Source organism: Bacillus piscicola (assembly GCF_022458745.1).
Taxonomy (GTDB): Bacteria; Bacillota; Bacilli; order Bacillales; family Marinococcaceae; genus Alteribacillus_A; species Alteribacillus_A piscicola.
Window position 1 is genome coordinate 133,835 of the sequence record NZ_JAJJJF010000002.1, and the last position, 25,728, is coordinate 159,562.

Annotated in this window: 25 protein-coding genes; all 25 read left to right on the top strand. The window is 45.2% G+C overall.

The window, feature by feature from the left end; all coding sequences use genetic code 11:
* The first annotated feature begins 246 nt into the window (after positions 1–246).
* The 25 genes from ftsA to pyrE all read left to right on the top strand — a co-directional run bounded on the left by ftsA (position 247) and on the right by pyrE (position 25,670).
* On the top strand, positions 247–1,536 hold the full coding sequence (ftsA, locus tag LOR49_RS05350; protein ID WP_240375184.1) for a cell division protein FtsA: 1,290 nt from the start codon (positions 247–249) through the stop codon (positions 1,534–1,536).
* Between the two features lie 43 nt (positions 1,537–1,579).
* On the top strand, positions 1,580–2,749 hold the full coding sequence (ftsZ, locus tag LOR49_RS05355) for a cell division protein FtsZ (RefSeq protein ID WP_240375185.1): 1,170 nt from the start codon (positions 1,580–1,582) through the stop codon (positions 2,747–2,749).
* A 623-nt stretch (positions 2,750–3,372) separates the two neighbouring features.
* Positions 3,373–4,278, top strand: a complete 906-nt coding sequence (spoIIGA, locus tag LOR49_RS05360) for a sigma-E processing peptidase SpoIIGA (protein ID WP_240375706.1) — start codon at positions 3,373–3,375, stop codon at positions 4,276–4,278.
* Positions 4,279–4,302: 24 nt separating this feature from the next.
* A complete protein-coding gene (sigE, locus tag LOR49_RS05365; RefSeq protein WP_240375187.1) occupies positions 4,303–5,016 on the top strand; it encodes an RNA polymerase sporulation sigma factor SigE in 714 nt (237 codons plus the stop codon).
* A gap of 211 nt (positions 5,017–5,227) precedes the next feature.
* Positions 5,228–6,013: an RNA polymerase sporulation sigma factor SigG gene (gene sigG / locus LOR49_RS05370; protein WP_240375189.1), complete on the top strand. Its 786-nt coding sequence runs from the start codon at positions 5,228–5,230 to the stop codon at positions 6,011–6,013.
* Between the two features lie 156 nt (positions 6,014–6,169).
* Positions 6,170–6,415, top strand: a complete 246-nt coding sequence (locus LOR49_RS05375) for a YlmC/YmxH family sporulation protein (RefSeq protein ID WP_240375191.1) — start codon at positions 6,170–6,172, stop codon at positions 6,413–6,415.
* A gap of 144 nt (positions 6,416–6,559) precedes the next feature.
* The gene (gene pgeF / locus LOR49_RS05380; protein ID WP_240375192.1) at positions 6,560–7,423 is read left to right on the top strand and encodes a peptidoglycan editing factor PgeF; all 864 of its coding nucleotides are present in this window, start codon (positions 6,560–6,562) and stop codon (positions 7,421–7,423) included.
* On the top strand, positions 7,420–8,100 hold the full coding sequence (locus LOR49_RS05385) for a YggS family pyridoxal phosphate-dependent enzyme (protein ID WP_240375194.1): 681 nt from the start codon (positions 7,420–7,422) through the stop codon (positions 8,098–8,100). The genes pgeF and LOR49_RS05385 overlap by 4 nt, the downstream gene beginning before the upstream one ends.
* Before the next feature lie 40 nt (positions 8,101–8,140).
* A complete protein-coding gene (locus LOR49_RS05390) occupies positions 8,141–8,542 on the top strand; it encodes a cell division protein SepF (protein ID WP_240375196.1) in 402 nt (133 codons plus the stop codon).
* A 26-nt stretch (positions 8,543–8,568) separates the two neighbouring features.
* Complete coding sequence (locus LOR49_RS05395; RefSeq protein WP_240375198.1) at positions 8,569–8,823, top strand: YggT family protein; 255 nt, start codon at positions 8,569–8,571, stop codon at positions 8,821–8,823.
* A gap of 9 nt (positions 8,824–8,832) precedes the next feature.
* Positions 8,833–9,612: a YlmH family RNA-binding protein gene (locus tag LOR49_RS05400; protein ID WP_240375200.1), complete on the top strand. Its 780-nt coding sequence runs from the start codon at positions 8,833–8,835 to the stop codon at positions 9,610–9,612.
* Between the two features lie 75 nt (positions 9,613–9,687).
* A complete protein-coding gene (locus tag LOR49_RS05405) occupies positions 9,688–10,191 on the top strand; it encodes a DivIVA domain-containing protein (RefSeq protein WP_240375202.1) in 504 nt (167 codons plus the stop codon).
* A gap of 196 nt (positions 10,192–10,387) precedes the next feature.
* Positions 10,388–10,525 carry a hypothetical protein gene (locus LOR49_RS05410; RefSeq protein WP_240375203.1) on the top strand — a complete coding sequence of 46 codons (138 nt, stop codon included), beginning with the start codon at positions 10,388–10,390 and terminating at the stop codon, positions 10,523–10,525.
* A gap of 108 nt (positions 10,526–10,633) precedes the next feature.
* The gene (gene ileS / locus LOR49_RS05415) at positions 10,634–13,405 is read left to right on the top strand and encodes an isoleucine--tRNA ligase (RefSeq protein WP_240375205.1); all 2,772 of its coding nucleotides are present in this window, start codon (positions 10,634–10,636) and stop codon (positions 13,403–13,405) included.
* A 90-nt stretch (positions 13,406–13,495) separates the two neighbouring features.
* Positions 13,496–13,966, top strand: a complete 471-nt coding sequence (gene lspA / locus LOR49_RS05420) for a signal peptidase II (protein ID WP_240375707.1) — start codon at positions 13,496–13,498, stop codon at positions 13,964–13,966.
* Entirely contained in the window at positions 13,963–14,877 is a 915-nt protein-coding gene (locus LOR49_RS05425) for an RluA family pseudouridine synthase (RefSeq protein WP_240375207.1), read from the top strand. The genes lspA and LOR49_RS05425 overlap by 4 nt, the downstream gene beginning before the upstream one ends.
* 229 nt (positions 14,878–15,106) lie before the next feature.
* Complete coding sequence (pyrR, locus tag LOR49_RS05430; protein WP_240375209.1) at positions 15,107–15,658, top strand: bifunctional pyr operon transcriptional regulator/uracil phosphoribosyltransferase PyrR; 552 nt, start codon at positions 15,107–15,109, stop codon at positions 15,656–15,658.
* Between the two features lie 174 nt (positions 15,659–15,832).
* Positions 15,833–17,170 (top strand): uracil-xanthine permease family protein, encoded by a 1,338-nt coding sequence (locus tag LOR49_RS05435; protein WP_240375211.1) that lies wholly within the window; start codon positions 15,833–15,835, stop codon positions 17,168–17,170.
* A 206-nt stretch (positions 17,171–17,376) separates the two neighbouring features.
* Positions 17,377–18,318, top strand: a complete 942-nt coding sequence (locus LOR49_RS05440; protein WP_240375213.1) for an aspartate carbamoyltransferase catalytic subunit — start codon at positions 17,377–17,379, stop codon at positions 18,316–18,318.
* The gene (locus LOR49_RS05445; RefSeq protein ID WP_240375216.1) at positions 18,311–19,399 is read left to right on the top strand and encodes a carbamoyl phosphate synthase small subunit; all 1,089 of its coding nucleotides are present in this window, start codon (positions 18,311–18,313) and stop codon (positions 19,397–19,399) included. Before LOR49_RS05440 ends, LOR49_RS05445 begins: the two co-directional genes overlap by 8 nt.
* 11 nt (positions 19,400–19,410) lie before the next feature.
* Entirely contained in the window at positions 19,411–22,635 is a 3,225-nt protein-coding gene (gene carB, locus LOR49_RS05450; protein ID WP_240375219.1) for a carbamoyl-phosphate synthase large subunit, read from the top strand.
* Positions 22,632–23,408 (top strand): dihydroorotate dehydrogenase electron transfer subunit, encoded by a 777-nt coding sequence (locus LOR49_RS05455; protein WP_240375222.1) that lies wholly within the window; start codon positions 22,632–22,634, stop codon positions 23,406–23,408. The genes carB and LOR49_RS05455 overlap by 4 nt, the downstream gene beginning before the upstream one ends.
* Positions 23,405–24,322, top strand: a complete 918-nt coding sequence (locus LOR49_RS05460) for a dihydroorotate dehydrogenase (RefSeq protein ID WP_240375224.1) — start codon at positions 23,405–23,407, stop codon at positions 24,320–24,322. Before LOR49_RS05455 ends, LOR49_RS05460 begins: the two co-directional genes overlap by 4 nt.
* Positions 24,319–25,044: an orotidine-5'-phosphate decarboxylase gene (gene pyrF / locus LOR49_RS05465; protein ID WP_240375226.1), complete on the top strand. Its 726-nt coding sequence runs from the start codon at positions 24,319–24,321 to the stop codon at positions 25,042–25,044. The genes LOR49_RS05460 and pyrF overlap by 4 nt, the downstream gene beginning before the upstream one ends.
* Positions 25,029–25,670 (top strand): orotate phosphoribosyltransferase, encoded by a 642-nt coding sequence (gene pyrE, locus LOR49_RS05470; protein WP_240375228.1) that lies wholly within the window; start codon positions 25,029–25,031, stop codon positions 25,668–25,670. The genes pyrF and pyrE overlap by 16 nt, the downstream gene beginning before the upstream one ends.
* The last annotated feature ends 58 nt before the right edge of the window (positions 25,671–25,728 follow it).

Genomic DNA, 25,728 nt, shown 5'->3' on the forward strand with positions numbered 1-25,728 from the left:
TTTTCTGCTGCTAAAAGTTAGTGTAGACTTAAACATAACTTCATTCTTATTTAATTCAGTCTTCTTAAAGGAAAATGAGGAGGATATGTGGAAGTTGTAACTACTTTGAAAAACAATCGTAATCGTTTATAGGTTATTTTCACTATTACAAAGCAGTCACCCGTGCTAAGATGAGAAGAAGATGAAGTAAAAGGCTAACAACAATTAATAGATGCAGTTAAGATCAACAACGGGAGGTGCCACTAAGTGAACAGCGAGGATATATATGTCAGCCTTGATATCGGTACATCCGGCGTGCGCGTTATAATTGGTGATATGTCCGGAGGTTCCTTAAAAGTTATGGGGGTCGGGAATGCTCCTTCAACCGGTTTGAAAAGAGGGGCAATCGTAGATATCGATGAAACGGTGAAATCTATTAAACAAGCAGTTGAAGAAGCGGAGCGGATGGTCGGGCTTAATGTTGAACAAGTGGTTGTTGGAGTTAATGGTAATCACATTGATATGCAGTTTTGCAGTGGTGTCGTTGCTGTATCCGGCTCGGATAGAGAAATAAGAGATGAAGATATTGAACGAGTCATGGATGCGGCGCAAGTGATGCCGATACCCCCGGAAAGAGAGATTATCGATGTCATTCCAACCCAGTTTATCGTAGATGGGCTCGGTGAGATCAAAGATCCGCGGGGAATGCTTGGCGTTAGGCTGGAAATGGAAGGGACAATTATAACAGGAGCTAAAACAGCTTTACATAATTTACTTCGCTGCGTGGAAAAAGCTGGGCTCGGCGTTGCAGATATATGCTTGCAGCCGCTAGCCGCTGGAACAGTTGCTATTTCAAAAGATGAAAAAGCCCTTGGGGTGGCGCTTGTTGATATCGGAGGAGGTTCCACGACGGTATCTGTTTTCCAAAACGGCACGATGCAGGCAACATCTGTGCTTACGATTGGTGGAGATCACATTACGAACGACATTTCCGTTGGTCTTCGTACGACAATGGAAGAAGCAGAGCGTGTGAAAACAGAGCATGGTCACGCTTTCATCGATGATGCTTCGGATGAAGTCTCATTTGAGATGAAAACGATTGGCAGCGAAGAAATGGAAGAGTACACGCAATATGAAATTGCCCATGTCATAGAGCCGAGGATGGAAGAGATTTTTGAATTGGCTGCAGATCAAGTGTACAAGCTTGGGTTTTCAGATCTACCCGGAGGCTTTGTCCTGACAGGTGGAACCGTTATGATACCAGGTGTCCTGGAACTGGCAAGGGATGTATGGCGGCAGAATGTCCGTATGGCTGTCCCCGATTATATTGGGGTAAGAGAACCGAAATATGCGACAGGCATCGGACTTATTGAATTTGCTCACCAGAATGTAAAAATTCAAAACAAAGAGACAGCTGCATCTGTGAATACGGCTAACAGCCTTCAACAACCGAAAGGAAGCCCAAGTGAGAGGAAGACTACACAAAAAGCTGAAAAACCGGATGACCCTGGAATGAAATCGAAAATGAAGAATTTCTTCAAAGTCTTTTTTGAATAATGCATCTAGCTCGATAGATAGATTTGATTAGGGAGGACCTTGAATGTTGGAATTTGAAATGGATATGGAACAGCTAGCACAAATAAAAGTAATTGGTGTCGGAGGCGGTGGATCAAATGCCGTTAACCGAATGATAGAAAACGGTCTCCAAGGAGTAGAGTTTATTGCAGTCAACACAGATGCACAGGCACTGCAGCTCTCTGAAGCGGAGACAAAGCTACAGCTCGGCGGTAAGTTAACACGCGGTTTGGGAGCTGGGGCCAACCCTGAAATTGGGAAAAAGGCAGCCGAAGAAAGCAAAGAACAGATTGAAGAAGCGTTAAATGGTGCTGATATGGTGTTTATCACAGCCGGCATGGGTGGGGGAACTGGTACTGGCGCAGCACCGGTTATTGCGGAAGCAGCAAAGGAAATTGGTGCATTGACTGTCGGTGTCGTCACAAGACCTTTCACCTTTGAAGGACGTAAACGCTCGACACAAGCAGCAGCAGGAATCGCTGCTTTGAAGGAAAAAGTGGACACATTAATCGTGATCCCGAACGATCGTTTATTAGAAATAGTAGATAAGAGTACACCGATGCTCGAAGCTTTCCGGGAAGCAGATAACGTTCTTCGTCAAGGGGTGCAGGGAATTTCCGACTTAATTGCTGTTCCAGGATTGATTAACCTTGACTTTGCTGACGTAAAAACGATCATGAGTGAAAAAGGCTCCGCATTGATGGGAATAGGCATTGCAACCGGTGAGAATCGGGCAGCAGAAGCAGCGAAAAAGGCAATCTCAAGCCCGCTTTTAGAAACATCCGTTGACGGTGCCCAAGGGGTGCTGATGAATATTACCGGCGGCAGTAATTTAAGTTTATTTGAAGTACATGAAGCAGCTGAAATTGTCTCAGAAGCATCTGATCAAGAGGTAAACATGATTTTCGGTTCGGTCATTAATGAAAATCTGGATGAGGAGATTGTTGTCACAGTCATCGCTACTGGTTTTGAAGACATCGAGGATAAAAAGGCGAAAGCGGCACAAAATCAAAGTGCTCTCCAAAAACGGCGCTCCCAGCAGCAAAGCGGAGGATCCCGTCTTCCATCGCAACAAGAACGTCCGCAGCAAGAAGAAGTGAAAGAACCACCTCGCGAAGTACCATCTGCACAAGAAGAAGGAGCGGACACATTGGATATTCCCGCATTCCTTCGCAACCGCCGCAGACGCAAATAATAACATATTTACCAAAGCCGCCTGTTCTGCACAGGCGGTTTTTTGCGCGGAGTCTAGATACTGAAATCGCATTGTGGTGAAAATAACGACGTCATAGGGACTGTATGAAGTAACGAAACCGTGTTGATGTCAAAATAGCACAGTCATAGGGGTTGTATGAAGTCGTGAAACCGCGTTGGTGCCGAAATAACGACGCCATAGAGTGCGTATGAAGTCGTGAAAAAGCGCGGTGATGAAAATAGCAACGCCATAGAGGGTGGATGAAGTCATGAAATCGCATCGTGGTCAAAATAACGACGTCATAGAGGTTGTCTTCTCATTAGAATTCAGATAACTCACTCGAAAACTGGATACCCCGCGTTCAAATTTGGATTCCTTGCTGAGAGACTGGGTATTCCTCACCTGCCTCTGTATTCCCTACGAAGAAATATATGGATCTCTACTATGTTTTGTTCCCCTGGTCTCACCTCACGAGCCACTGCTATACGCGTATTGACAAAAAAACACAAAAGAAGTAGAAAAGTGTGTCATGAACTGACAGACTTTTAAATACGTTATTTATATAATGGAATTAAACAATTATATAGCGGTGAAAGAAGGTGGTAGGGATATATTACCTAGACGTGCTGTGGTGCCTAAATGTCATCATTCACTTCATTTTATTTTCAGGAACCGCTCGCTTAATGAAACGAAGATTAACAAAGAAACGATTATGGACGGTGTCGATTGCTGGTTCCTGTACGGTCTTTATCATTCTTACTCCGTTCGAGTCTTGGTTTGTTCATCCGGTTGGAAAAGCTCTTCTCTCTGTTCTGCTCGTGTGGATGGCATTTGGTTATCGGTCCTTAAAAACTTTTGCTCAGACCGTTTTTATGTTTTATGTTGTCAGCTTTCTTGCGGCAGGGACGTTAATCGCTTTAGAAACAATCCGCTTTTCAATGCTTGAAAACCATGGATTTTTAAATGATTACACAGCCTCCATGTACGGTAGTTTTTCGATCATACTTATGGTAAGTGCATTGCCAGTCATTTGGTTGATTAATCGCTGGACAGACCTTGTGACAAAAACAAGAAAACTGAAATCGGCCAAGCTTGCCAATGTCAATGTTCAAATAGGGGAAGATCATTTTCACGGGGAGGCGCTCGTAGATACAGGAAATGAGCTTAAGGACCCGATAACCCGTGCGCCCGTGATGGTTATGGAAGTGTCGGTTCTTGAAGACAAGCTCTCAAGTGACAAATACAAGCAAATCCAGACAATGGTGCGTGAGAAGCGCATGGAGGATATCGAACATGTGGAAAGTTGGAAAGAGAGGTGGCGATTGATACCATTTCGGACTGCAGGACAGGACTTACAGATGATGTTTGCGCTGAAACCGGATAATGTCCGGGTAAACTACGACAACACGGAAGTACAGTTTGATTCCATGTTAGTCGGACTCGAACCTCAATCTCTTTCATCAAACGGAGATTTCACAATGATATTACCAGCGGATCCTCTGCAGACCAGCACAAATGCCACAGCATAATACAATATGTAGGAGGTCATCGGTTTGCTGAAATTAAAGCTGCGACTCTACTGGATTAAGGTATTAAAAAAGTTTGGAATAAAACCGGACGAACTCTATTACATCGGAGGAAGTGAAGCCCTGCCGCCACCACTTTCAAAAGAAGAGGAGGCCCATTTAATCAGCCTGCTTCCGAATAATGATGAAGAAGCACGCTCACTCTTAATTGAACGCAATTTACGGCTTGTCGTCTATATTGCCCGCAAGTTTGAAAACACTGGCATTAATATCGAGGATTTAATCAGTATTGGGACGATTGGGCTCATTAAGGCCGTGAATACATTTAATCCGGAAAAGAAAATTAAATTAGCGACTTATGCCTCCCGCTGTATTGAAAATGAAATCTTAATGCATTTGCGACGAACCAACAAAATACGTTCCGAAATATCGTTTGATGAACCGCTCAATATTGATTGGGATGGAAATGAGCTGCTGTTGTCTGATATTCTCGGCACGGACGAGGATATTATTACGAGAGGAATCGAAGAAAAGGTCGACCGAACGCTTCTAAAAGGGGCGTTGGAAACGTTGAATCCACGAGAAAAGCAAATCATGGAAATGCGCTTTGGTTTATCAGGAAAAAGAGAAAAGACTCAAAAAGACGTTGCGGATTTATTGGGCATTTCTCAGTCTTATATTTCCCGTTTAGAGAAAAGAATTATTAAGCGGTTGCAAAAAGAATTTAATAAAATGGTTTAAGATAAAAAACCCGGCAGGATGCCGGGTTTTATTCTTTGAATGAGACGAAATCCACCTAACGGTATTTTTTGCCACTGCATAATTTTCTTGCCGAACGACCATACTGTTCATGAAACATACGAAGAAGCGGGATGATACTTACTACTCATTCGATGATTTCCTTTTACATAAAAAGGACATCCCCAGACATCATTGCTTGGGAGGAATGACAGTGGCACGTAGCAAAGTGGAAATTTGTGGTGTGGATACATCGAAACTTCCCGTTCTAAAAAATAACGAAATGAGAGAACTTTTTCGAAAACTGCAAGCAGGAGATGAAATGGCACGTGAAGCGTTGGTGAATGGCAATCTCCGACTCGTCCTAAGCGTCATTCAGCGTTTCAATAACCGAGGAGAACATATGGATGATCTCTTTCAAGTTGGCTGTATCGGGTTGATGAAATCCATTGATAACTTTGATCTATCTCAAAACGTTCGTTTTTCTACGTATGCCGTCCCGATGATAATTGGAGAGGTGAGACGATATCTTCGCGATAACAATCCAATTCGCGTCTCCAGGTCACTGCGGGATACGGCTTACAAAGCGCTTCAGGTTCGCGACAAACTGATGGCCGAAAAAGCTCGGGAAGACGAGCCTACTGTACAAGAAATTGCAGCGAAGCTTGATATGCCGAAAGAGGATGTCGTGTTTGCCTTGGATGCCATCCAAGATCCTGTTTCGTTATTTGAGCCTATTTATAATGACGGTGGTGATCCAATCTACGTCATGGATCAGATTAGCGACGACAAAGAACAAGATGGCAAATGGCTCGATCATCTCGCCTTAAAAGAGGCAATGGTCCGGCTGAATGGCCGCGAGAAGATGATACTCGATATGCGTTTCTTCCAAGGAAAAACACAAATGGAAGTAGCAGAAGAAATTGGAATTTCACAGGCCCAAGTGTCACGCTTGGAAAAAGCGGCAATTAAACAAATGAATCGTACAGCAAGTGTTTAAGTTATTGATGAATGATGACCTGTCTTCTGAAAAAGGAGGCTGGTCTTTTTTGATTTCTCTTTCATTCCCTTCTGAACTTTTGCGTATGGAGAAATGTTCGGCCGTTCTCTGACATACAATGTAATACGGCTACTTCTAAAAGAAGGGGAGACACCAATGAGAATATCAGATTTACAGGCGAAAGACATTGTTAACATGCATACAGGCAGAAGACTGGGAAATGTCGGAGATATTGATATTAATGTCTCTACAGGGCAAGTGGAGGCCATTATCGTCGGCGGTGCTGGGAAAATGATGAGCTTCTTTAACAAGGACAACGAATTTGTCGTGTCATGGACGCAAATTGTCAAAATAGGGTCAGATGTTATTCTCGTTAATTTGTACGAAGAAGAAGAATTATAAAGCAGCGGAGGGATTATCTCGGGAGACTTCTTCATAAGAGAATAAAGTGTACGTGGAAAAGGCAACTTTTCTATGGGAAAGCGACAAAATATGTTAAAATAAAGAAACGATTCCTGCTTATGCTAGGAAAGAAAGAAGCGGATAATGGTGGGAAAAGAACCTTTCACTAAAATGACAGACCGTTTGCTACAGATTGAAACCAACCCGTTTCAATCGCGTTTTCATGTCACTGCCGGGATAACAGTGCGTACAGGGGGAGTGGGCGCTCCTCCTTACGACACTTTAAATATGGCTTTTTATGCAGGCGACAAAGCAGAAGCAGTAAGAGAAAACCGCCGCCGCGTCGCCACTGATACCGGCTTTGCACTTTCTGATTGGACAGTGGCAGAGCAGGTGCACGGAAGCCGGATTATAAAAGTGGGCACCGAACACCGGGGACATGGCGCATATTCCGACGCAGATAGTGTCGGAAAAGCAGATGGACTCTATACGGAAGAAGCGAATGTACTGCTTGCTAGCTTTTTTGCTGATTGTGTGCCACTGTACTTCTTTGCACCAGACCAGGGGTTTATCGGGCTTGTCCATGCTGGTTGGAAAGGAACAGCCCAAAACATTGGCGGTACTTTCATTCGGACATGGGAGAAGGAAGAGAAGATTTCGCCGGAAACGATATATGCGGTGATCGGGCCTGCAATTTCCCAATTAAACTATGAAGTGGATAATCACGTTATTGCAAAGATGAAAGCGGTTCTACCAAATGAGAACGAGAAACCATGGAGGCCCGTCGGTAACAACCGTTTCCATCTTGATCTGAAAGAGATGAATCGTCAATTGCTTGCGGCAGAAGGGCTGCCTGTCAACCAAATTGTCGTAAGCGGACATTGTACATATGACGAGGAGGATTTGTTTTTTTCTTACCGGCGTGAGCACGGACGAACAGGCAGAATGCTGGCTTTTATCGGCCGTAAAAGCCAGCAGGAAGAAAAAAATAGGAGGAAATCAACGTGACGATTGCAGATAATCTTGCTCATATAAAGAACACCATTCAAAAATCGTGCGATAAAGCAGGACGTGATGCAGCAGACGTAACAATTATTGCTGTGACGAAGTATGTCTCGATTGATACGGCGGGAGCTGCCCTTAAAGCTGGAGTAGAGCACTTAGGTGAAAATAGGTTGGAAGGTGCCCTTGAAAAATGGCAGGAATTTGACGGACAAGCCACTTTTCACTTTATTGGAACACTGCAGTCGCGCAAAGCAAAAGATCTAATCGGAAAATATGATTATTTTCATTCGCTCGATCGTCTTTCGCTTGCAAAAGAGTTCCAAAAGCGCTGTCCGGAGGGTGAAAAAATTCGCTGCTTTGTCCAAGTAAACGTATCCGGGGAAGAATCAAAAGCTGGCCTTTCTCTAAAAGAAACGATCCCCTTTATTAAATCACTGGAAAAATACCCGGCTTTGGAAGTTATCGGACTCATGACGATGGCGCCCTTTGTAGAGAATCCAGAGGAAGCTCGTCCGGTGTTTCGTGGATTACGGGAACTGCGTGACGAGGTACAAAAACTGAATCTCTCTCATGCACCGTGCCGAGAATTATCGATGGGAATGTCCAACGATTTTCATGTTGCCGTCGAAGAAGGAGCGACATTTGTTCGCATTGGCAGCATATTAGTAGGAAAAGAATAGGCCGTCCTGGCTTTTACTTGGCAAGGGGAGGGGAAAAACGGTGAATTTTAAATCGAAATTCAAACGTTTTTTTGAATTAGATGATGACACTGTAGAACACGAAATTGAGAGTGCAGAGCCGACAGATAGCGATAAAAAAGCCCAGAACGTTGTCAGTCTCCAAAGTGTACAGCAAGTGTCCAAAGTGATGCTCGTGGAACCACGCGTGTTTGAGGAAGCCCAAGATATAGCCGATCATTTAAAAAACCGCAAATCGGTCATTATTAATTTACAGCGACTTCCGAATGATGAGGCACGTCAGATCATTGATTTTTTAAGTGGTACTGTTTACGCTATTGGCGGAGAGATGCAGAAGGTCGGCGCTGCTATTTTTCTTTGTACACCGGATAACGTCGATGTATCCGGGGCAATATCTGAAATGCTGAATCTTTCACACGATTGAATAGAATTAAAGGAGAAATGTAGCCTATGCAAACAATTGGTTTTATCTTGCTTGCTGGAATGCAGATATATTCTTATCTGATTATCATTTATATTTTAATGTCATGGTTTCCAAACGCGCGTGAGTCGTCTCTAGGACAGATGCTTGGGTCGGTCGTAGAGCCATACATGGAACCATTTCGGAGAATCATCCCTCCACTCGGTATGATAGATATTTCTCCGATTGTGGCTATTATTGCGCTCCATTTTGCTCGTTACGGCGTCCAAGCGCTCTTTTTCTAGGGTGCTGTCATGTCTATTTTCGATCATTATCGTAAAGAAGAACATATATTTATTGAACAGGCCCTCGAATGGAAAGGCGCTGTGGAGACATTTTATGAAAAAAAGCGGACTGATTTTTTGGATCCGCGTGAACAAGAAATACTGGCATCTGTCATTGGAAAAGATGATACCGTCCATCTCTCTTTCTGGGGGGGAGATGGCGAATGTGAACGAAAGCGGGCTCTCCTTTATCCCTTTTATGAAGAAATATCAAAGGAAGACTTTGCGCTCTCCTTGTTTCAACTCAACTATCCTGCTAAATTCACGGTTATCAAGCACCGGGATATTCTTGGATCATTAATCGGTCTTGGGATAGAGCGGCGTAAATTCGGAGATATTATGGAAAAAGAAGGACGGTTTCAATTTATTGCTGCCGCGGAGATCTCTTCTTTTATTGAGATGAATTTACATAAGGTCGGCAACGCTTCCGTTTCGGTAGAGCCGATTTCTTTTCACCGCATGCTGCCGATCAGCGATGTTTGGGAAGAAGCCGAGACAACGGTATCCTCTTTCAGACTCGACGCTCTTACCGCCAAGATGTATCATTTATCCAGAAGCAAGGCGCTTACTTATATCGAAAAAGGACTGGTGAAAGTCAACTGGAAGACTACCGAACAGCCTGACTTTTTGCTAAACAGTGATGATTACGTGTCCATACGCGGACTCGGCAGGAGAAAGGTAATCGAAACAGCCGGACAGACGAAAAAAGGCCGCTTTAAGGTGACATTTGGAAAAAAACAAGATCCTTGATTTTTTATAAAGGATTTTTGCGATATTTGACGAATGATACAAAAAACAAAACAGACATGTATGGAGGTGTTTGGTTTGCCGTTAACGCCACTTGATATTCATAACAAAGAATTCACAAGAGGATTTCGCGGATATGATGAAGATGAAGTGAATGAATTTTTAGATCAGGTCATTAAAGATTATGAGACGGTTATCCGTGAAAAGAGTGAATTATTCTCAAAAGTAGATGAGTTAGAAGAAAGGCTGGAGCATTTTTCAAATATTGAAGAAACATTGAATAAATCGATTCTCATTGCTCAAGAGTCGGCAGAAGAAGTGCGGCGCAACGCTAGAAAAGAGGCCCAGTTAATTATCAAAGAATCAGAAAAAAATGCCGATCGCATTATTAATGATGCACTGAATAAATCTCGCAAGATAGAACTAGAAATTGAAGAACTGAAAAAACAGGCATCGGTGTATCGGATGCGTTTCAAAATGTTGATTGAAGCACAGATGGAAATGTTACATAATGACGACTGGGACCAGGTGACAGAAGATGAGAAAAGAGAAATGGAAGAAAGCATGTCTAATAACGAATAAGTATGTGTATGTTAGAAATATTGCACGGATAACCATGTCGGGAAAGACTTGACGCATATAACGAATAATAGTCGTTTGACGTGGACATGCCGTTTGTTTTATAATTTTTTACAATATCATAAACTACAGACAACGATAAGGACGCACCGTTTTTGCATGTTTTCCGAAACAGCGAGCCGTGGAAGGTGGGAGCACGGTGGAAGCGCAAAACGGACATCACCTTGGAGTTCCAGAGCCGACTTGCACATTGCCAAATAAGCTCTGGCGGCCGCTGCCGTTATCCTGTTACAAGTGGTTTGGAGACTGCCGAAAAGCAGCGTCTTCAATCAATTAGGGTGGTACCGCGAGGCCTTCTCGTCCCTTTTCCAAGGGATGAGAAGGCTTTTCTGTTCGAATAAAATTCGTTTTTTTTTCACTTATCACATGAGGAGGAAGTAATAAAGTGAGTTATAAAGAGACGTTATTAATGCCAAAAACAAAATTTCCGATGAAGGGTAATCTGCCAAATAAAGAGCCGGAAAGACAGCAACAGTGGGAAGAAGAAAACATGTATGAAAGAGTTCAGGAGCGTACGAAGGGACGTCCGCTCTTTGTCTTGCATGACGGACCTCCTTACGCAAATGGCGACATTCACATGGGGCACGCCCTAAACAAAATTTTAAAAGATATTATTGTTCGGTCCAAGTCGACGATGGGATATCATGCCCCGTACGTGCCGGGCTGGGATACACATGGACTGCCGATTGAAACGGCGCTCACGAAAAACAAAAAAGTGAAACGGAAAGAGATGTCTGTGGCGGCTTTCAGGCAGCTCTGTGAAGATTACGCACGCGAACAGATTGACCGCCAGCGTGAACAATTCAAGCGTCTCGGAGTGCGTGGTGACTGGGAGAACCCGTATATTACGTTGACAAACGAATATGAAGCTCAACAAATTAACGTCTTTGGAGAAATGGCCAAAAAAGGCTATATTTACAAAGGGAAAAAACCTGTTTACTGGTCGCCTTCTTCCGAATCAGCACTTGCTGAAGCAGAAATTGAGTATCATGATAAGCGTTCGCCGTCTATTTATGTGGCATTTTCCGTCAAAGACGGCAAAAATGTGCTCGCAGGCGATGAGCAGTTTATTATCTGGACGACGACACCGTGGACGATCCCTGCAAATCTTGCTATTACGGTTCACCCTGATTACACGTATGTAGTCATTGAGGAAGGCAGACAAAAATATATTGTTGCCGAAGGGCTCTTGGAAACATTAAAAACAGAGCTGGAGTGGGAAAATCCGACTGTTCTAAAAACGATAAAAGGTCGGGAACTAGAACAGATTACAGCGGTACATCCGCTCTATGACCGGGAATCCCTTATCATTTTAGGTGAGCATGTAACACTTGATGCGGGAACAGGATGTGTACACACAGCTCCTGGACACGGGGAGGATGACTATATCGTCGGTAAGCAGTACGGCCTGGACGCGCTCTGTCCGGTCGATGATAAGGGGTATTTTACGAAAGAAGCACCAGGCTTTGAAGGGCTGTTTTACGACGAAGCGAATAAAGCGATCACAGAAAAATTAGAAGAACTGGGAGCGCTTTTGAAGCTGCAATTCATCACGCACTCTTATCCGCATGATTGGCGTACGAAGAAGCCTGTTATTTTCCGAGCAACGGCGCAATGGTTTGCTTCTATTGAGAATTTCCGTGAAGATCTGCTTCAAGAGGTTCGGAATGTGAAATGGCTTCCGGAATGGGGAGAGACACGCCTTTATAATATGGTGCGTGATCGTGGTGACTGGTGTATTTCCCGCCAGCGTGCCTGGGGTGTGCCAATTCCGATTTTTTACGGAGAAGATGGAGAAGCGATCATCAATGATGAAACGATTGCTCACGTCTCTGAACTCTTCCGGCAACACGGCTCAAACATTTGGTTTGAATGGGAAACAAAAGAATTACTTCCAGAAGGGTTTGCGTCCGAACACAGTCCAAATGGTACATTCACGAGAGAAATGGATATTATGGATGTATGGTTTGACAGCGGCTCGTCTCACCAAGCTGTACTGGAAGAAAGAGAGGATCTCGTTCGTCCGGCTGATATTTATTTAGAAGGGTCCGACCAATATCGAGGCTGGTTTAATTCTTCGTTATCTACAAGCGTCGCAACGACTGGCAAAGCGCCGTATAAAGCGATTATCAGCCATGGTTTTGCGCTTGACGGCAAAGGACGGAAAATGAGTAAATCTGTCGGGAACGTTGTGGTGCCTAATAAAGTTATGAAACAATTGGGTGCCGATATTTTACGACTCTGGGTCGCTTCTGTCGATTATCAAGCTGATGTACGTATTTCCGACGACATTCTAAAACAAGTAGCGGAAGTATATCGGAAATTAAGAAATACGTTCCGCTTCATGCTCGGTAACTTAAATGACTTTACTCCGTCAACCGACCGAGTAGCAGCTGAAGAGCTTCCAGAGCTTGAGCGGTATATGCTCATTAAACTGCAGGAACTGGTAAATAAAGTAAGAAAAGGGTATGACGATTATCAGTTTGCCAGTGTCTATCATGACTTACACAATTTCTGTACAATTGAAATGAGCTCTTTTTACATGGATATCGCGAAAGATACATTGTATATTGAAGCGGCTGATAATAAATACCGACGCGCCATTCAGACGGTAATGTATGACACGCTGACAGCGCTTGTACAGTTGGCAGCACCGATTATCCCGCACACCGCAGAAGAGGTGTGGGACTTCATCCCCGAAACGAACGCTGATCATGTACAACTGACAGACATGCCGGAACATGCAGCTGTTTCAGAAGACGAACGCAGACTCTCCCGAAAATGGGACCAAGTTATGGCTGTCCGTGATGATGTTCTTAAAGCACTTGAAAAGGCACGGAACGAAAAAGTGATTGGCAAATCGTTAACAGCAGAGATCATTCTTTATCCTGATGCTGACTGGAAAAGTCTGCTCGAAAACGCAGGTGATTTGGCGAAATTGTTTATCGTATCCAAGGCCGGAATTGGTGGAGACAAACAAACAGCACCGGCAAGTGCCGAAACTTTTGAACATACAGCAGTCGAAGTCCGCCCAGCTGAAGGGGAGACTTGTGCGCGTTGCTGGACAGTGTCGGAGACGGTTGGAAACGATGAAGACCATCCTGATCTTTGTGAAAAATGTGCAGAAATTGTAAAGACTCATTACAGTCAAGTTTAATTAAAACCTGGAGCAGCCAGCAGTTTATTGGAAAGTGAGAGACTGCTGGTTGTGTTTCAGATGGAAAAGCAGGGTGTCGCTAACATGTTCATTTTGTACTATGTGCTCACACTTTTCATTATCGGTCTCGACCAAGTATCGAAATATTTTGTAGCGAAAAATATGGAGATAGGAGAAAGTATTGAGATTATCCCGAGCTTTTTCTATTTAACTTCTCACCGTAATGCTGGTGCTGCTTTTGGTATTTTACAGGGGCAGATGGCTTTCTTTTATATCATTACGGTTGCTGTCATTATCGCGGTTATTTATTATTTGCATAAATTCGGGAAAGACAGTCAGATGATAGGAGTGACACTTGCCCTCATTTTGGGAGGTGCCATTGGGAATTTCATTGACCGTGTTTTGTACGGGGAAGTGGTCGACTTTTTTAACGTTTATATCTTCAACTATAATTACCCGATCTTTAATATAGCAGACTCCGCGTTAGTCGTTGGGGTGGTTCTATTGTTTATTAAAATGGTGCAGGATGAATGGAAAGGAAAGAGGAAGAAAAGCGCATGAATCAAGAGGTATGGATCATCACAGCAGATGAAACAGGCAGACGAATAGACAAGCATTTGGCGAATATGCGTGCGGATTGGTCACGGACACTCTTGCAGGCTTGGATCAAAGATGGTCGTGTGCTCGTAAACGGAAAAACAGTAAAAAGTAACTATGCACTCCAGAAAGATGATGAAATAACGGTATATCCAGAGAAATCAAAGGAGAAAGAAATTGTGCCGGAGAACATTCCGCTCAATATCTGCTTCGAGGATGATGACATCCTAGTTGTGAATAAGCCGCGGGGCATGGTTGTTCATCCTGCGCCGGGCCATGATTCCGGGACACTCGTACACGCACTCCTCTATCATGTGAAGGATTTATCCTCTTTGAACGGAGAAGAGCGTCCAGGAATTGTCCATCGTCTTGACAAAGACACATCTGGTTTACTTATTGTCGCAAAAAAAGATGACGCTCATGAAAATCTGAATGAACAATTACAAGAGCGCCGCTTAAAACGTGTCTACCGAGCGATTGTCCACGGGGTGATTCCTCATGAATACGGTACGATTGAAGCGCCAATAGGCCGAGATCCGAAAGACCGCCAGAAAATGGCCGTGACAGCGGAGCATGCAAAAGAAGCGGTGACTCATTTTAATGTATTGGAACAGTGGGAAGACTACACTTACGTAGAATGCCAACTAGAGACTGGGCGTACTCACCAAATTCGCGTGCATATGGCATATATCGGGCATCCGGTCGCTGGCGATCCGAAATACGGGCCTACTAAAATGCTGTCGATTAAGGGACAGGCCTTGCATGCGGCAGAACTGGGTTTTATCCATCCCCGGACTGGACGAGAAATGACGATAAACGCAGAGATTCCTACAGATATGAAACAATTGCTGGATGAATTACAGCAAAAGCCTTGATTTCTGTTTAAACGTTTGGCATAATCAATATAACAAAAGAACACACACATCATGTAGATAGTCACCCTTTAATGTAGTCCCGTGAGGCTGAGAAGGATCATGTCTATGCGAGTCGAACGTATCGTTTTTACCAGTTCGACAAGTATAACAAGCAGCGAACCAACCTCTCATCTAAACGGGTGAGAGGTCTTTTTGTGTGAGATAACTCTATGATAGGCAGGTACTAAACATGGAAACAAAAGAAAGAACTCTCTTAGATGAACAAGCAATCAGAAGGGCACTAACACGAATCACTCACGAGATCATTGAAAAAAACAAAGGCATTACAGATTGTATGCTTGTCGGCATTAAAACACGAGGTATTTACATGGCCGAGCGCATTGCAGAGAATATTACCCGGATAGAAGGGGAATCAATTCCGGTTGGCGAAGTAGATATTACAATGTATCGGGATGACCTTTCACCTGCATCTTCTACCCTAGACCCAGAATTAAAAGGGACGAGCATCCCGATCAACCTTGACGAGAAACGGGTAATCCTGATTGATGACGTTCTCTATACGGGACGCACGGTAAGGGCGGCGATGGATGCGCTCATGGACGCGGGAGGAAGGCCTTCTCAAATCCAACTCGCTGTCCTGATAGACCGCGGTCATCGTGAACTGCCGATCCGTCCGGATTTTGTTGGGAAAAACGTCCCCACATCCAAAGATGAGATGATTGCCGTTCGCTTTGCGGAAGTGGATGGTACTGATGAAGTCATGATTCAGCAAAACAAATAATATACTATCTTTAATTCGGTCCTGAGAGACTGAGAAGAGTATAATCGAATGCGGGCCACCCGGCCTTCCTACCAGCGATCTATACCTCTTTGTCTCCGGGGCAAGGGGGTATTTTGTTTTTCGCTGGTAGGAAAGACGTACCATATATATTATGAAAAGGGGAGGACGTATGACATGGAAAAAGAAAAAGTGAGGTTAGGGGTCCATGATATACCAAAGTGGAACGAGTGGATTATTTTAAGTTTGCAGCACTTATTTGCTATGTTTGGTGCCACGATTCTAGTCCCGATTTTAACAGGACTAAGCCCGGCAGTTGCTCTTGTCTCCAGTGGTCTCGGGACGATTGCTTACTTGATCATTACAAAAGGGCAGGTTCCTGCCTATCTCGGTTCTTCGTTCGCTTTTATCATGCCGATTATTGCTGCCATGACGATAGGTGGTCCTGAAGGGGTCATGATTGGAACGTTTACTGCAGGGATAGTGTATGGGGTCGCGTCTATCATTATTAAAGGGGTCGGTGTTCAGTGGCTGATGAATCTCCTGCCACCTGTGGTTGTAGGGCCGATTATTATGGTTATTGGCCTAGGGCTCTCGGGAAATGCAATTGAAATGGCGATGAATTTTGATGGAGACAGTGGTGAGTATACCCAACCGATGCTCCACTTAAGTGTGGCGCTCCTTACCCTTTTGATTACGATTGTTGCAGCTGTTTTTTTCAGAGGATTCTTAAAATTGATTCCGATTTTCATTGGTGTAGTAGGTGGCTACATTATCGCAGCAATCGCCGGATTAGTCGATTTTACGTCAGTTGTGGAAGCACCGTGGTTTCGCATTCCGGATTTCGTTATCCCATTTGTCACGTTCACCCCTAATTGGAACTGGGGTATTGTCGCGTTAATGACCCCGATCGCGCTCGTTACGTTAGCTGAGCATTTGGGTGATACAGCGGTCTTAAGTAAAGTAGTAGGAAAAAACTTCTGGAAGAAACCGGGCCTTCATCGGACGATTATGGGAGACGGTGTGGCAACGATGATCGCGTCCTTTGTCGGTGGTCCTCCGAATACAACGTACGGAGAAAACGTCGGTGTGGTGGCAATCACAAAAGTGTTCAGCGTGTTTGTCATAGGGGGAGCAGCATCGCTTGCTATCATATTTGGATTCGTCGGTAAAGTAGAGGCATTGATTGCGAGTATCCCGGGACCAGTGCTCGGCGGTGTTTCGATTCTCTTGTACGGGATTATCGCGTCATCAGGTATGAGAATGCTAATTGACAACCAAATTGATTTTGGCATAAACCGTAACCTTATCATCCCTTCTGTCATTCTTGTTACGGGAATCGGCGGAGCATTTATTAATCTCGGCAGTGTAGAAATTTCAGGAATGGCACTGGCGACGTTCTTCGGTATTATCTTAAATGCGATTCTCCCTGGAAAAGAGTATGGATCTGGAAATGGAGCGATGTTTGCATCACTTGACGAAGCTGAAGATGAAAAGAGTAAAGATACCGCGTGAATGGGACAACATTATAGCACCTTTAACAGAGTACAGAGAGACTCTCAAGGTTGAAAGGCAATATAGGTGTATACACGAAGTGGAAAAGGACATCATGTTCCTCTCCGTGGCTTTATACGCCTATCGAGGAGAAAACGAACTCCGCCTCCCCCTGAGAAGTGTCTTCAGGGGGATTTTTTTATCCACATAAGGGGGTACGACAGCAGATGATGACGGAACAAAGAGCGCAGGATACTAACAGGCAGTTGCATATCTTAAGAGCCGAAGATTGGGAAGCTGCTGACATACATACCCTTCTCACCAAAGCCGAAAGTTATGCGGCTGAACCGCGGTGTCAACCAATACCGAAGAGGCTGTTTGCTGTAAACCTTTTCTATGAGCCGAGCACCCGTACAAAAATAAGCTTTGAAGCGGCAGAACGAAACCTTGGACTCGAGATTCTGCCTTTTGATGTAAATACCTCGAGCGTATGTAAAGGGGAATCACTATACGACACAGTGAAGACGATCGAGAGTGTTGGTGCGGATGTCATCGTCATTCGCCATAGCAAAGAGCGGTACTTTGAGGAATTGCAGGACCGTATCAAGGTTCCGATCATTAACGGCGGAGATGGTTGTGGGGATCATCCGACTCAAACACTTCTCGACTTGATGACTATCTATCAAGAATTCAAAGGATTTAAAGGACGGAATGTCGTGATCACCGGTGACATCCGCCACAGCCGAGTCGCTCGCTCCCATATGAAACTTTTAAAGAAGCTCGGCGCTCTCGTACATGTAAGCGGTCCGCCAGCATGGATTCCAGAAGAGTACATGCCTATGTTTGTACCAATCGATGATGCTGTCCGGCAAGCGGATGTCATGATGATGCTGCGTATTCAGAACGAGCGGCATAGAGACAACCATACAGAAACAAAAGCATCGTACTATGAGCGTTACGGTCTTACGTTAGAAAGAGAACAAGTGATGAAAAAAAACAGCATTATTATGCACCCAGGTCCTGTTAATCGCGGGGTAGAGATCGCAAGCGAGCTTGTGGAGTGCAGCCGCTCCAGGATTTTCAGGCAGATGACCAACGGGGTTTTTGCACGAATGGCAGTACTCACCCATGTCTTAAAAAATGCAAGAGGAGGAAAGGTACATGAATAGAAAATTGATCCTTGAAAACGGAGCTGTTTTCACAGGAAAAGCTATTGGCAGCAAGCGGGAAAGCACGGGTGAAATTATTTTTTATACAGGCATGACGGGGCATCAAGAAGTATTATCGAATCCGTCTAGCTGTGAACAAATTGTTGCGATGACCTATCCGCTCATCACAGGCTCTGGTATTAACCGGGATGATTTTGAAACACTTCATCCAGTGGCCGGAGGTGTCATCGTAAAAGAAGCAGTCGCAGAGCCTAGTAATTTCCGAAGTATTGCAACACTTGATGAGTGGTTAGCGGAAAACGATATTCCGGGAATTTCCGGGATTGATACACGTATGCTCACTCGAATGCTGAGGAGCGAAGGGACACTGTGTGGCCGGATTGCAAATGAAGACGCTGATACGGACAGGGTCGTTGCAGAACTACAGGAATACATACCGTCTCTGGATAAAGTAGAAAAAGTCTCAACGAAAAATGCCTACCATGCACCTGGATTCGGCCGTCGTGTCGTACTTATCGATTACGGTGCGAAGCATAGCATTGCCCGTAACTTAATTGAGCGTAACTGTGATTTATTTGTCCTCCCTTTTCGCACCTCAGCGAAGGAGGTTCTGAAATTAAACCCGGATGGTGTCATGCTAAGTAATGGCCCTGGATCCCCTGCAAATATTACTGAGGCAGTGGACACGGTGCAAGAGCTGATAGGTAAGCTTCCCATTTTCGGTATCGGCCTTGGATACCAGCTTTTGTGTGCAGCTTCAGGTGCTGCGGTCGTTAAAATGAAGTACGGCCGTCACGGCAGCGGTCATCCAGTCCGTCACGTAAAGAGCGGAAAAGTAGAAATTACGGCGCAAAACCATGACTATCTGATCGAACTGGAGTCACTTCAAGGAACAGAACTTGAAGCAACCCATCTCCATGTAAACGATGGCACCTTGCAAGGAGTATCTCATACCGGCGGGCCTGCATTTGGCGTCCAGTTCCAACCTGAAGCATCACCAGGACCGGATGATGCCAATCATATCTTTGACGCTTTTGTGAAGATGATGGATAACTATAAAAATCAACCAATAAAGGGATAGGAGAGATGAACATGCCAAAACGTACAGATATAAAGAAAATCCTCGTTATCGGTTCGGGACCCATTATTATCGGACAGGCAGCAGAATTTGATTATGCCGGTACGCAGGCCTGTCAAGCGCTAAAAGAAGAAGGTTATGAAGTTATCCTTATTAATTCAAACCCAGCGACCATTATGACAGACACGAATATGGCGGATAAGGTATATACGGAGCCGATTACGTTTGAATTTGTAACGCGCGTCATCCGTAAAGAAAGACCGGATGCGATTTTGCCAACATTAGGCGGACAGACAGGTTTAAATATGGCGATGGAGCTTCACCGCGAAGGTGTTTTAAAAGGGTTTAACCTTCTCCTTCTCGGTACCGAACTACAAGCGATCGAGCAAGCGGAAGACCGTGATGCTTTTCGGACATTAATGAGAACGTTAAACGAACCAGTGCCGGAGAGTGAAATTGTTACAAATATGGAAGAAGCGAAGCGATTCGTGGAAGAGATCGGGTATCCAGTCATTGTCCGGCCCGCCTACACACTGGGCGGAACTGGCGGAGGTCTCGTCTATAACAGCGAAGACCTTCATGAAATCGTCAGCTCCGGTTTGAAATACAGCCCGGTCACCCAGTGCTTAATTGAAAAGAGTATAGCTGGCTATAAAGAAATTGAATATGAAGTAATGCGGGATGCGGCTGGGCAGAAAATCGTCGTCTGCAACATGGAAAACGTCGACGCTGTCGGGATCCATACAGGTGACTCGATCGTGACAGCACCATGTCAGACTCTGACCGATCGAGAACACCAGATGCTCCGCCGCTCCGCTCTTAAGATCATTGAAGCACTTGAAATAGAAGGCGGTTGTAATGTTCAATTCGCTCTCTCTCCGGACAGCTTTGAGTATTATATTATCGAGGTGAATCCACGTGTAAGCCGCTCATCGGCATTGGCTTCAAAAGCAACGGGCTATCCGATTGCAAAGCTTGCGACCAAAATTGCTGCAGGATATCGATTAGATGAATTGCAAAATCCGATTACTGGCACTACTGTTGCTTATTGCGAACCGGCACTGGACTACGTCGTAACAAAAATTCCGCGTTGGCCCTTTGATAAATTTGAGTCGGCGAACCGCAAACTCGGTACACAGATGAAAGCAACCGGGGAAGTAATGGCCATCGGCAGATCTTTCGAAGAGTCGCTCATGAAAGGCATCCGTTCGTTGGAACTCGGGAAGCCGCATTTATATAATAATGAATATATGGAGCTGTCTGATGAACAGCTGGAGATGAAGCTCCAAAAAGCAGAAGATGAACGAATCTTTGTCATCGGGGAAGCATTCCGCCGCGCTTGGTCCGTAAGAGAGGTACATGAGTTAACGAAAATTGTCCCATTCTTCTTAGAGAAAATCGCGCGGATAGTCAGCATTGGTGAAGAACTGCGCGACTATCCAGGAGACGCTGAGAAACTCTTGTGCGCAAAAGAACTTGGCATCGCTGATGAAACAGCAGCCAGGCTGTGGGAATGGACGGAGCTGGACCTCTACCATTTTCGGGAAAAAGAGGGTATCAAGCCAGTATACAAAATGGTCGATACATGCGCAGGTGAATACGAATCCGACACTCCCTATTACTATTCAACTTACGAAAGAGAAAATGAAAGTACTCGTACCGAAAAGCCATCTGTGCTGGTCCTTGGTTCTGGCCCGATCCGTATTGGCCAAGGGGTAGAATTTGATTACGCCACGGTGCACACAGTCTGGGCGCTCCAAGAAGAAGGCTACGAAGCTATCATTCTTAATAATAATCCAGAAACGGTATCAACGGATTTTAGTATTTCGGATAAATTGTACTTTGAGCCACTTACACTTGAAGATGTCATGCATGTCATTGATATTGAGCAACCGGAAGGCGTAATCGTCCAATTTGGAGGTCAGACCGCAATCAATTTAGCAGAAGGCCTCCAGGAGCGTGGGGTGAATATTTTAGGAACTACCCTTGAAGATATGGACCGAGCAGAAAATCGAGATAAATTTGAACAAGCACTTCAAAATCTTGGGATTCCACAGCCGCTCGGCCGCACTGCTTATTCGCCCGAGGAAGCACTCGTGATTGCCGCTGATATCGGCTATCCTGTCCTCGTACGCCCGTCTTATGTACTCGGTGGCCGTGCAATGGAAATTGTCGAACATGAGGAAGAGCTTTTTCTCTATATGGAGCGAGCTGTGAAAGTGAATGAAAAGCATCCTGTTCTCATTGACCGCTACTTGCTCGGAAAAGAAATAGAGGTGGATGCGATTTCAGACGGCGAAACCGTGTTTGTACCGGGAATTATGGAGCATATTGAACGAGCCGGTGTCCATTCCGGAGACTCGATTGCTGTCTATCCAACACAAACCGTCCCGGAAGCGTTGAAACAAAAACTCGTGGAGCGGACGATTGCAATAGGAAGAGGGCTGCAAATCAAGGGACTATTAAATATCCAGTTTGTCATTCATGAAGAGGAGGTCTACGTACTCGAAGTGAATCCGCGCGCCAGCAGGACCGTGCCTTTTCTAAGTAAAATTACCGGGGTACCGATTGCCTCTGTTGCCGCCAAAATAATGACCGGGAGAAGTTTACTTAATCAAGGCTATGACAATGGGCTGTTGCAGGAGAAAAAGGAAGTATCCGTTAAAGTGCCGGTTTTCTCCTTTGCCAAACTACGACGTGTCGATATTTCACTCGGACCGGAAATGAAGTCTACTGGAGAAGTAATCGGGCGTGACCATTCCCTTGAAAAGGCATTGTATAAAGGATTGGTGGCATCAGGGATGAATATTCCAAAGCACGGATCGGTCTTGTTTACAATCGCCGATAAAGATAAGAAAGAAGCACTTGCACTCGCCCGAAGATTTCATCATATAGGTTACACACTGATTGCGACAGAGGGAACCGCTTCGTACTTACTGCAAGAAGATATCCCGGTAACTGTCGTGAATAAGGTGGCTGAGTCTTCTCCTAATCTTCTCGATATTATTAGAGAAGGACAGGCACAGTTTGTCATTAATACACTCACAAAGGGGAAACTGCCGGCACGGGACGGTTTCCGTATCCGCCGGGAAGCGGTTGAAAATGAAGTTGTCTGTCTGACATCCATCGATACGGCCGATGCTTTACTAAAAGTACTTGAAATGATGACGTTCCGAGCAGAAGCAATGCCGCAAATGGAACCGAGTGAAAAAGTGAGTGTGAATGGAGGAGCGTCATGAAAAAAAACAACATGACAATCTATTCTAATAAAAAAATAGCTAATTCTATTTTTGAGATGGTACTAGAAGGGGAAATCGTTTATGATATAGAACGGCCCGGTCAATTTGTCCATATAAAAACGGCCGATGAATCCCCATTCCTCCTACGCCGCCCGCTTAGTATTTGCGATGCGGACAAAAAGGCAGGTCGAATGACCGTTATTTACCGAGCGGGAGGTGCCGGCACGAGACTATTCGCCGAAAAGAAAGCGGGATTGTCACTGGACGTACTCGGCCCGCTTGGCAATGGTTTTGCTATTAACGGAACAGAAGTCGGAAAGAGAGCAGTACTTGTCGGCGGCGGTGTCGGAGTGCCACCCCTGTACGGCCTCGCAAAAGCACTTACAACGAAGGGGATAAACGTCGTAACGGTTCTTGGCTTTAACGATGCAGATACCATATTTTACGAAGAAAAATTTAAAGAACTTGGCGATGTTTACACATGTACGGTTGATGGCAGTGCCGGGTACAAAGGGATGGTCACAGATGTGATGAAGCGTGAACACATTGATTGTGACTGGCTGTATGCATGCGGCCCGAAACCGATGCTGCGGGCACTGGAATGCCAGTATCCTGAGGCAAAAGGCAGCCTGTCACTTGAGGAAAGAATGGGATGCGGCATTGGGGCGTGTCTTGCCTGTGTCTGCCATCTGCAAGAAGATCCAAGCGGCCGGGAGTACCGAAAAGTGTGCAGTGATGGACCGGTATTTCCATGGAGGGAGATAGCACTATGAACAGACTTGAGACAAATCTGCCAGGACTCTCCATGGAGAATCCAATTATGCCGGCATCCGGATGCTTCGGGTTCGGCGAAGAGTTTGCGAAGTTGTATGACTTGAATGAACTAGGCGCGATTGCACTGAAAGGAACGACACAGGAAGCGCGCTACGGAAATGAAACACCGCGAGTAGCGGAAACATCCTCGGGAATGCTAAACGCAATCGGCCTTCAAAATCCTGGTGTAGAAACAGTAATAAACGAGAAGCTCAGCTGGCTTGAAAAATATACGGTACCGCTCCTTGCGAATATCTCGGGCTCTACGATGGAAGATTATGAAAGAACAGCAGCGGCTTTATCAGCACACAAGCGCGTCTGTGCACTTGAGTTAAATATATCGTGTCCGAATGTGAAGGAAGGCGGCATCACCTTCGGAACAGATCCAGAGCTCGCAGCCGAGCTGACCAAACGGGTAAAAACCGTTTCTCACGTGCCGGTTTATGTCAAGTTATCACCAAACGTGACGAACGTTACAACGCTTGCTAAAGCGGTAGAAAAAGCAGGTGCTGATGGATTGTCGATGATTAATACGGTAACCGGGATGAAAATCGACATCCAAACAGGAAGACCGCTGCTTGCGAATGGCACCGGTGGTTTATCGGGACCCGCCGTCAAACCGATTGCTATCCGGATGATTTATGAAGTACGTCAAGCGACGGATCTTCCGATTATCGGCATGGGAGGAATTTCCTCTGTGGAAGATGTAATCGAGTTTTTCATGGCAGGAGCGAATGCAGTCGCGGTTGGAACCGCAAACTTTACCAATCCTTTTATTTGTCTGGAACTAATCGAAGGACTGGAAAAGTGGGCAACAGAAAAGAGCCTTTCCAATATACAGGACCTACATATAAACGAGGTGAAAACATCATGAATAATCCCTTGATAGTGGCGATGGATTTTCCAGATAAAAATACGGCAGACCGTTGTTTAGAAGCGTTTGCCGGCGAGCCGCTTTTTCTGAAAATCGGCATGGAATTATTTTATAAAGAAGGACCCGCTCTCGTACAAGAGTGGAAAGCAAAAGGACATCATATCTTCCTGGACGTAAAGCTTCATGACATCCCGAATACCGTAAAAAGCGCAGCCCGTCAGCTCGCATCGTTACATGTTGATCTCATCACCGTTCATGCAGCCGGCGGCATGAAGATGATGGAAGCAGCCCGTGAAGGAATTGAAGCGGGGACACCCGCCTCGGAAACAACTCCCGACTGTGTTGCAGTCACACAGCTGACGAGTACAAGCGAAGCGGTGATGCAAAACGAACTTGGCATTGCCCAGTCGTTAGAAGAAACCGTCATTCATTATGCGAAAAACGCCAAAAAAGCCGGCCTGCAAGGTGTCGTTTGTTCCGCTCTCGAGGTACCGATGATTAAAGAAAAAGTCGGCCCAACCTTCGAAACCGTGACACCAGGCATTCGTCTTAAAGAAAATGAAAACAACGACCAAGAGCGGGTTGTGACCCCGGAAAGAGCACGTGAACTAGGTAGTGATGCGATTGTCGTCGGGAGAAGTATCATTCAAGCAGAGAATCCACGGAGCGCATACCAAGCAATAAATAGGCAATGGAGGAATGCATCATGCAACATTGGTTAGCAAAAGAATTGTTGGACATCAACGCCGTGACGTTAAGCCCAGACGAGCCTTACACGTGGTCCTCTGGCTTAAAATCACCGATATACTGTGATAACCGCTTGACGCTGTCCTACCCGACACTGCGCCAGAGCATCGCCGAAGGCATGGTTGCGATGATTCATAAACATTATCCAGAAGCAGAGGTCATTGTCGGCACGGCGACTGCGGGCATTGCCCATGCGGCGCTCGTCGCAGACAAAATGGGACTCCCAATGGCGTATGTACGCTCCAAGTCCAAATCACACGGAAAAGAAAATCAAATTGAAGGCAAGGTTGACGCAGGCGCAAAAGCAGTTATCATCGAAGACCTAATCTCCACAGGAGGCAGCGTCATCAACGTACAAGAAGCACTGCTTGAACAAAAAGTCACCGTACTTGGAACCGCTGCTATCTTCACATACGGATTAGAGAAAGGGAAGCAAAAGCTCGCCGCCGCCAGTCTTTCCTATCATACGCTTACCGACTACGACAATTTGTTAGAAACCGCTCGTGACAACGAGTATTTAACGCAACAAGACGTCACCCGTCTTCGTAAATGGCAAAGCAACCCTGAAAGCACAGACTGGCTTGCCTCGACGGTAAAATAACGAGCAAATGGCTCAGTGAATAAGGATAGTATAATCTTTCGCTTATTTTTCGATATTT

Coding starts and splice junctions, on each gene's coding strand:
- LOR49_RS05375 (WP_240375191.1), top strand. CDS start 6,170: ATGAGAATATCAGATTTACAGGCGAAAGACATTGTTAACATGCATACA.
- pgeF (WP_240375192.1), top strand. CDS start 6,560: ATGGTGGGAAAAGAACCTTTCACTAAAATGACAGACCGTTTGCTACAG.
- LOR49_RS05445 (WP_240375216.1), top strand. CDS start 18,311: ATGAATAGAAAATTGATCCTTGAAAACGGAGCTGTTTTCACAGGAAAA.
- ftsZ (WP_240375185.1), top strand. CDS start 1,580: ATGTTGGAATTTGAAATGGATATGGAACAGCTAGCACAAATAAAAGTA.
- carB (WP_240375219.1), top strand. CDS start 19,411: ATGCCAAAACGTACAGATATAAAGAAAATCCTCGTTATCGGTTCGGGA.
- LOR49_RS05400 (WP_240375200.1), top strand. CDS start 8,833: ATGTCTATTTTCGATCATTATCGTAAAGAAGAACATATATTTATTGAA.
- pyrR (WP_240375209.1), top strand. CDS start 15,107: ATGGAAACAAAAGAAAGAACTCTCTTAGATGAACAAGCAATCAGAAGG.
- LOR49_RS05440 (WP_240375213.1), top strand. CDS start 17,377: ATGATGACGGAACAAAGAGCGCAGGATACTAACAGGCAGTTGCATATC.
- LOR49_RS05425 (WP_240375207.1), top strand. CDS start 13,963: ATGAATCAAGAGGTATGGATCATCACAGCAGATGAAACAGGCAGACGA.
- LOR49_RS05460 (WP_240375224.1), top strand. CDS start 23,405: ATGAACAGACTTGAGACAAATCTGCCAGGACTCTCCATGGAGAATCCA.
- LOR49_RS05395 (WP_240375198.1), top strand. CDS start 8,569: ATGCAAACAATTGGTTTTATCTTGCTTGCTGGAATGCAGATATATTCT.
- LOR49_RS05435 (WP_240375211.1), top strand. CDS start 15,833: ATGGAAAAAGAAAAAGTGAGGTTAGGGGTCCATGATATACCAAAGTGG.
- pyrF (WP_240375226.1), top strand. CDS start 24,319: ATGAATAATCCCTTGATAGTGGCGATGGATTTTCCAGATAAAAATACG.
- pyrE (WP_240375228.1), top strand. CDS start 25,029: ATGCAACATTGGTTAGCAAAAGAATTGTTGGACATCAACGCCGTGACG.
- LOR49_RS05455 (WP_240375222.1), top strand. CDS start 22,632: ATGAAAAAAAACAACATGACAATCTATTCTAATAAAAAAATAGCTAAT.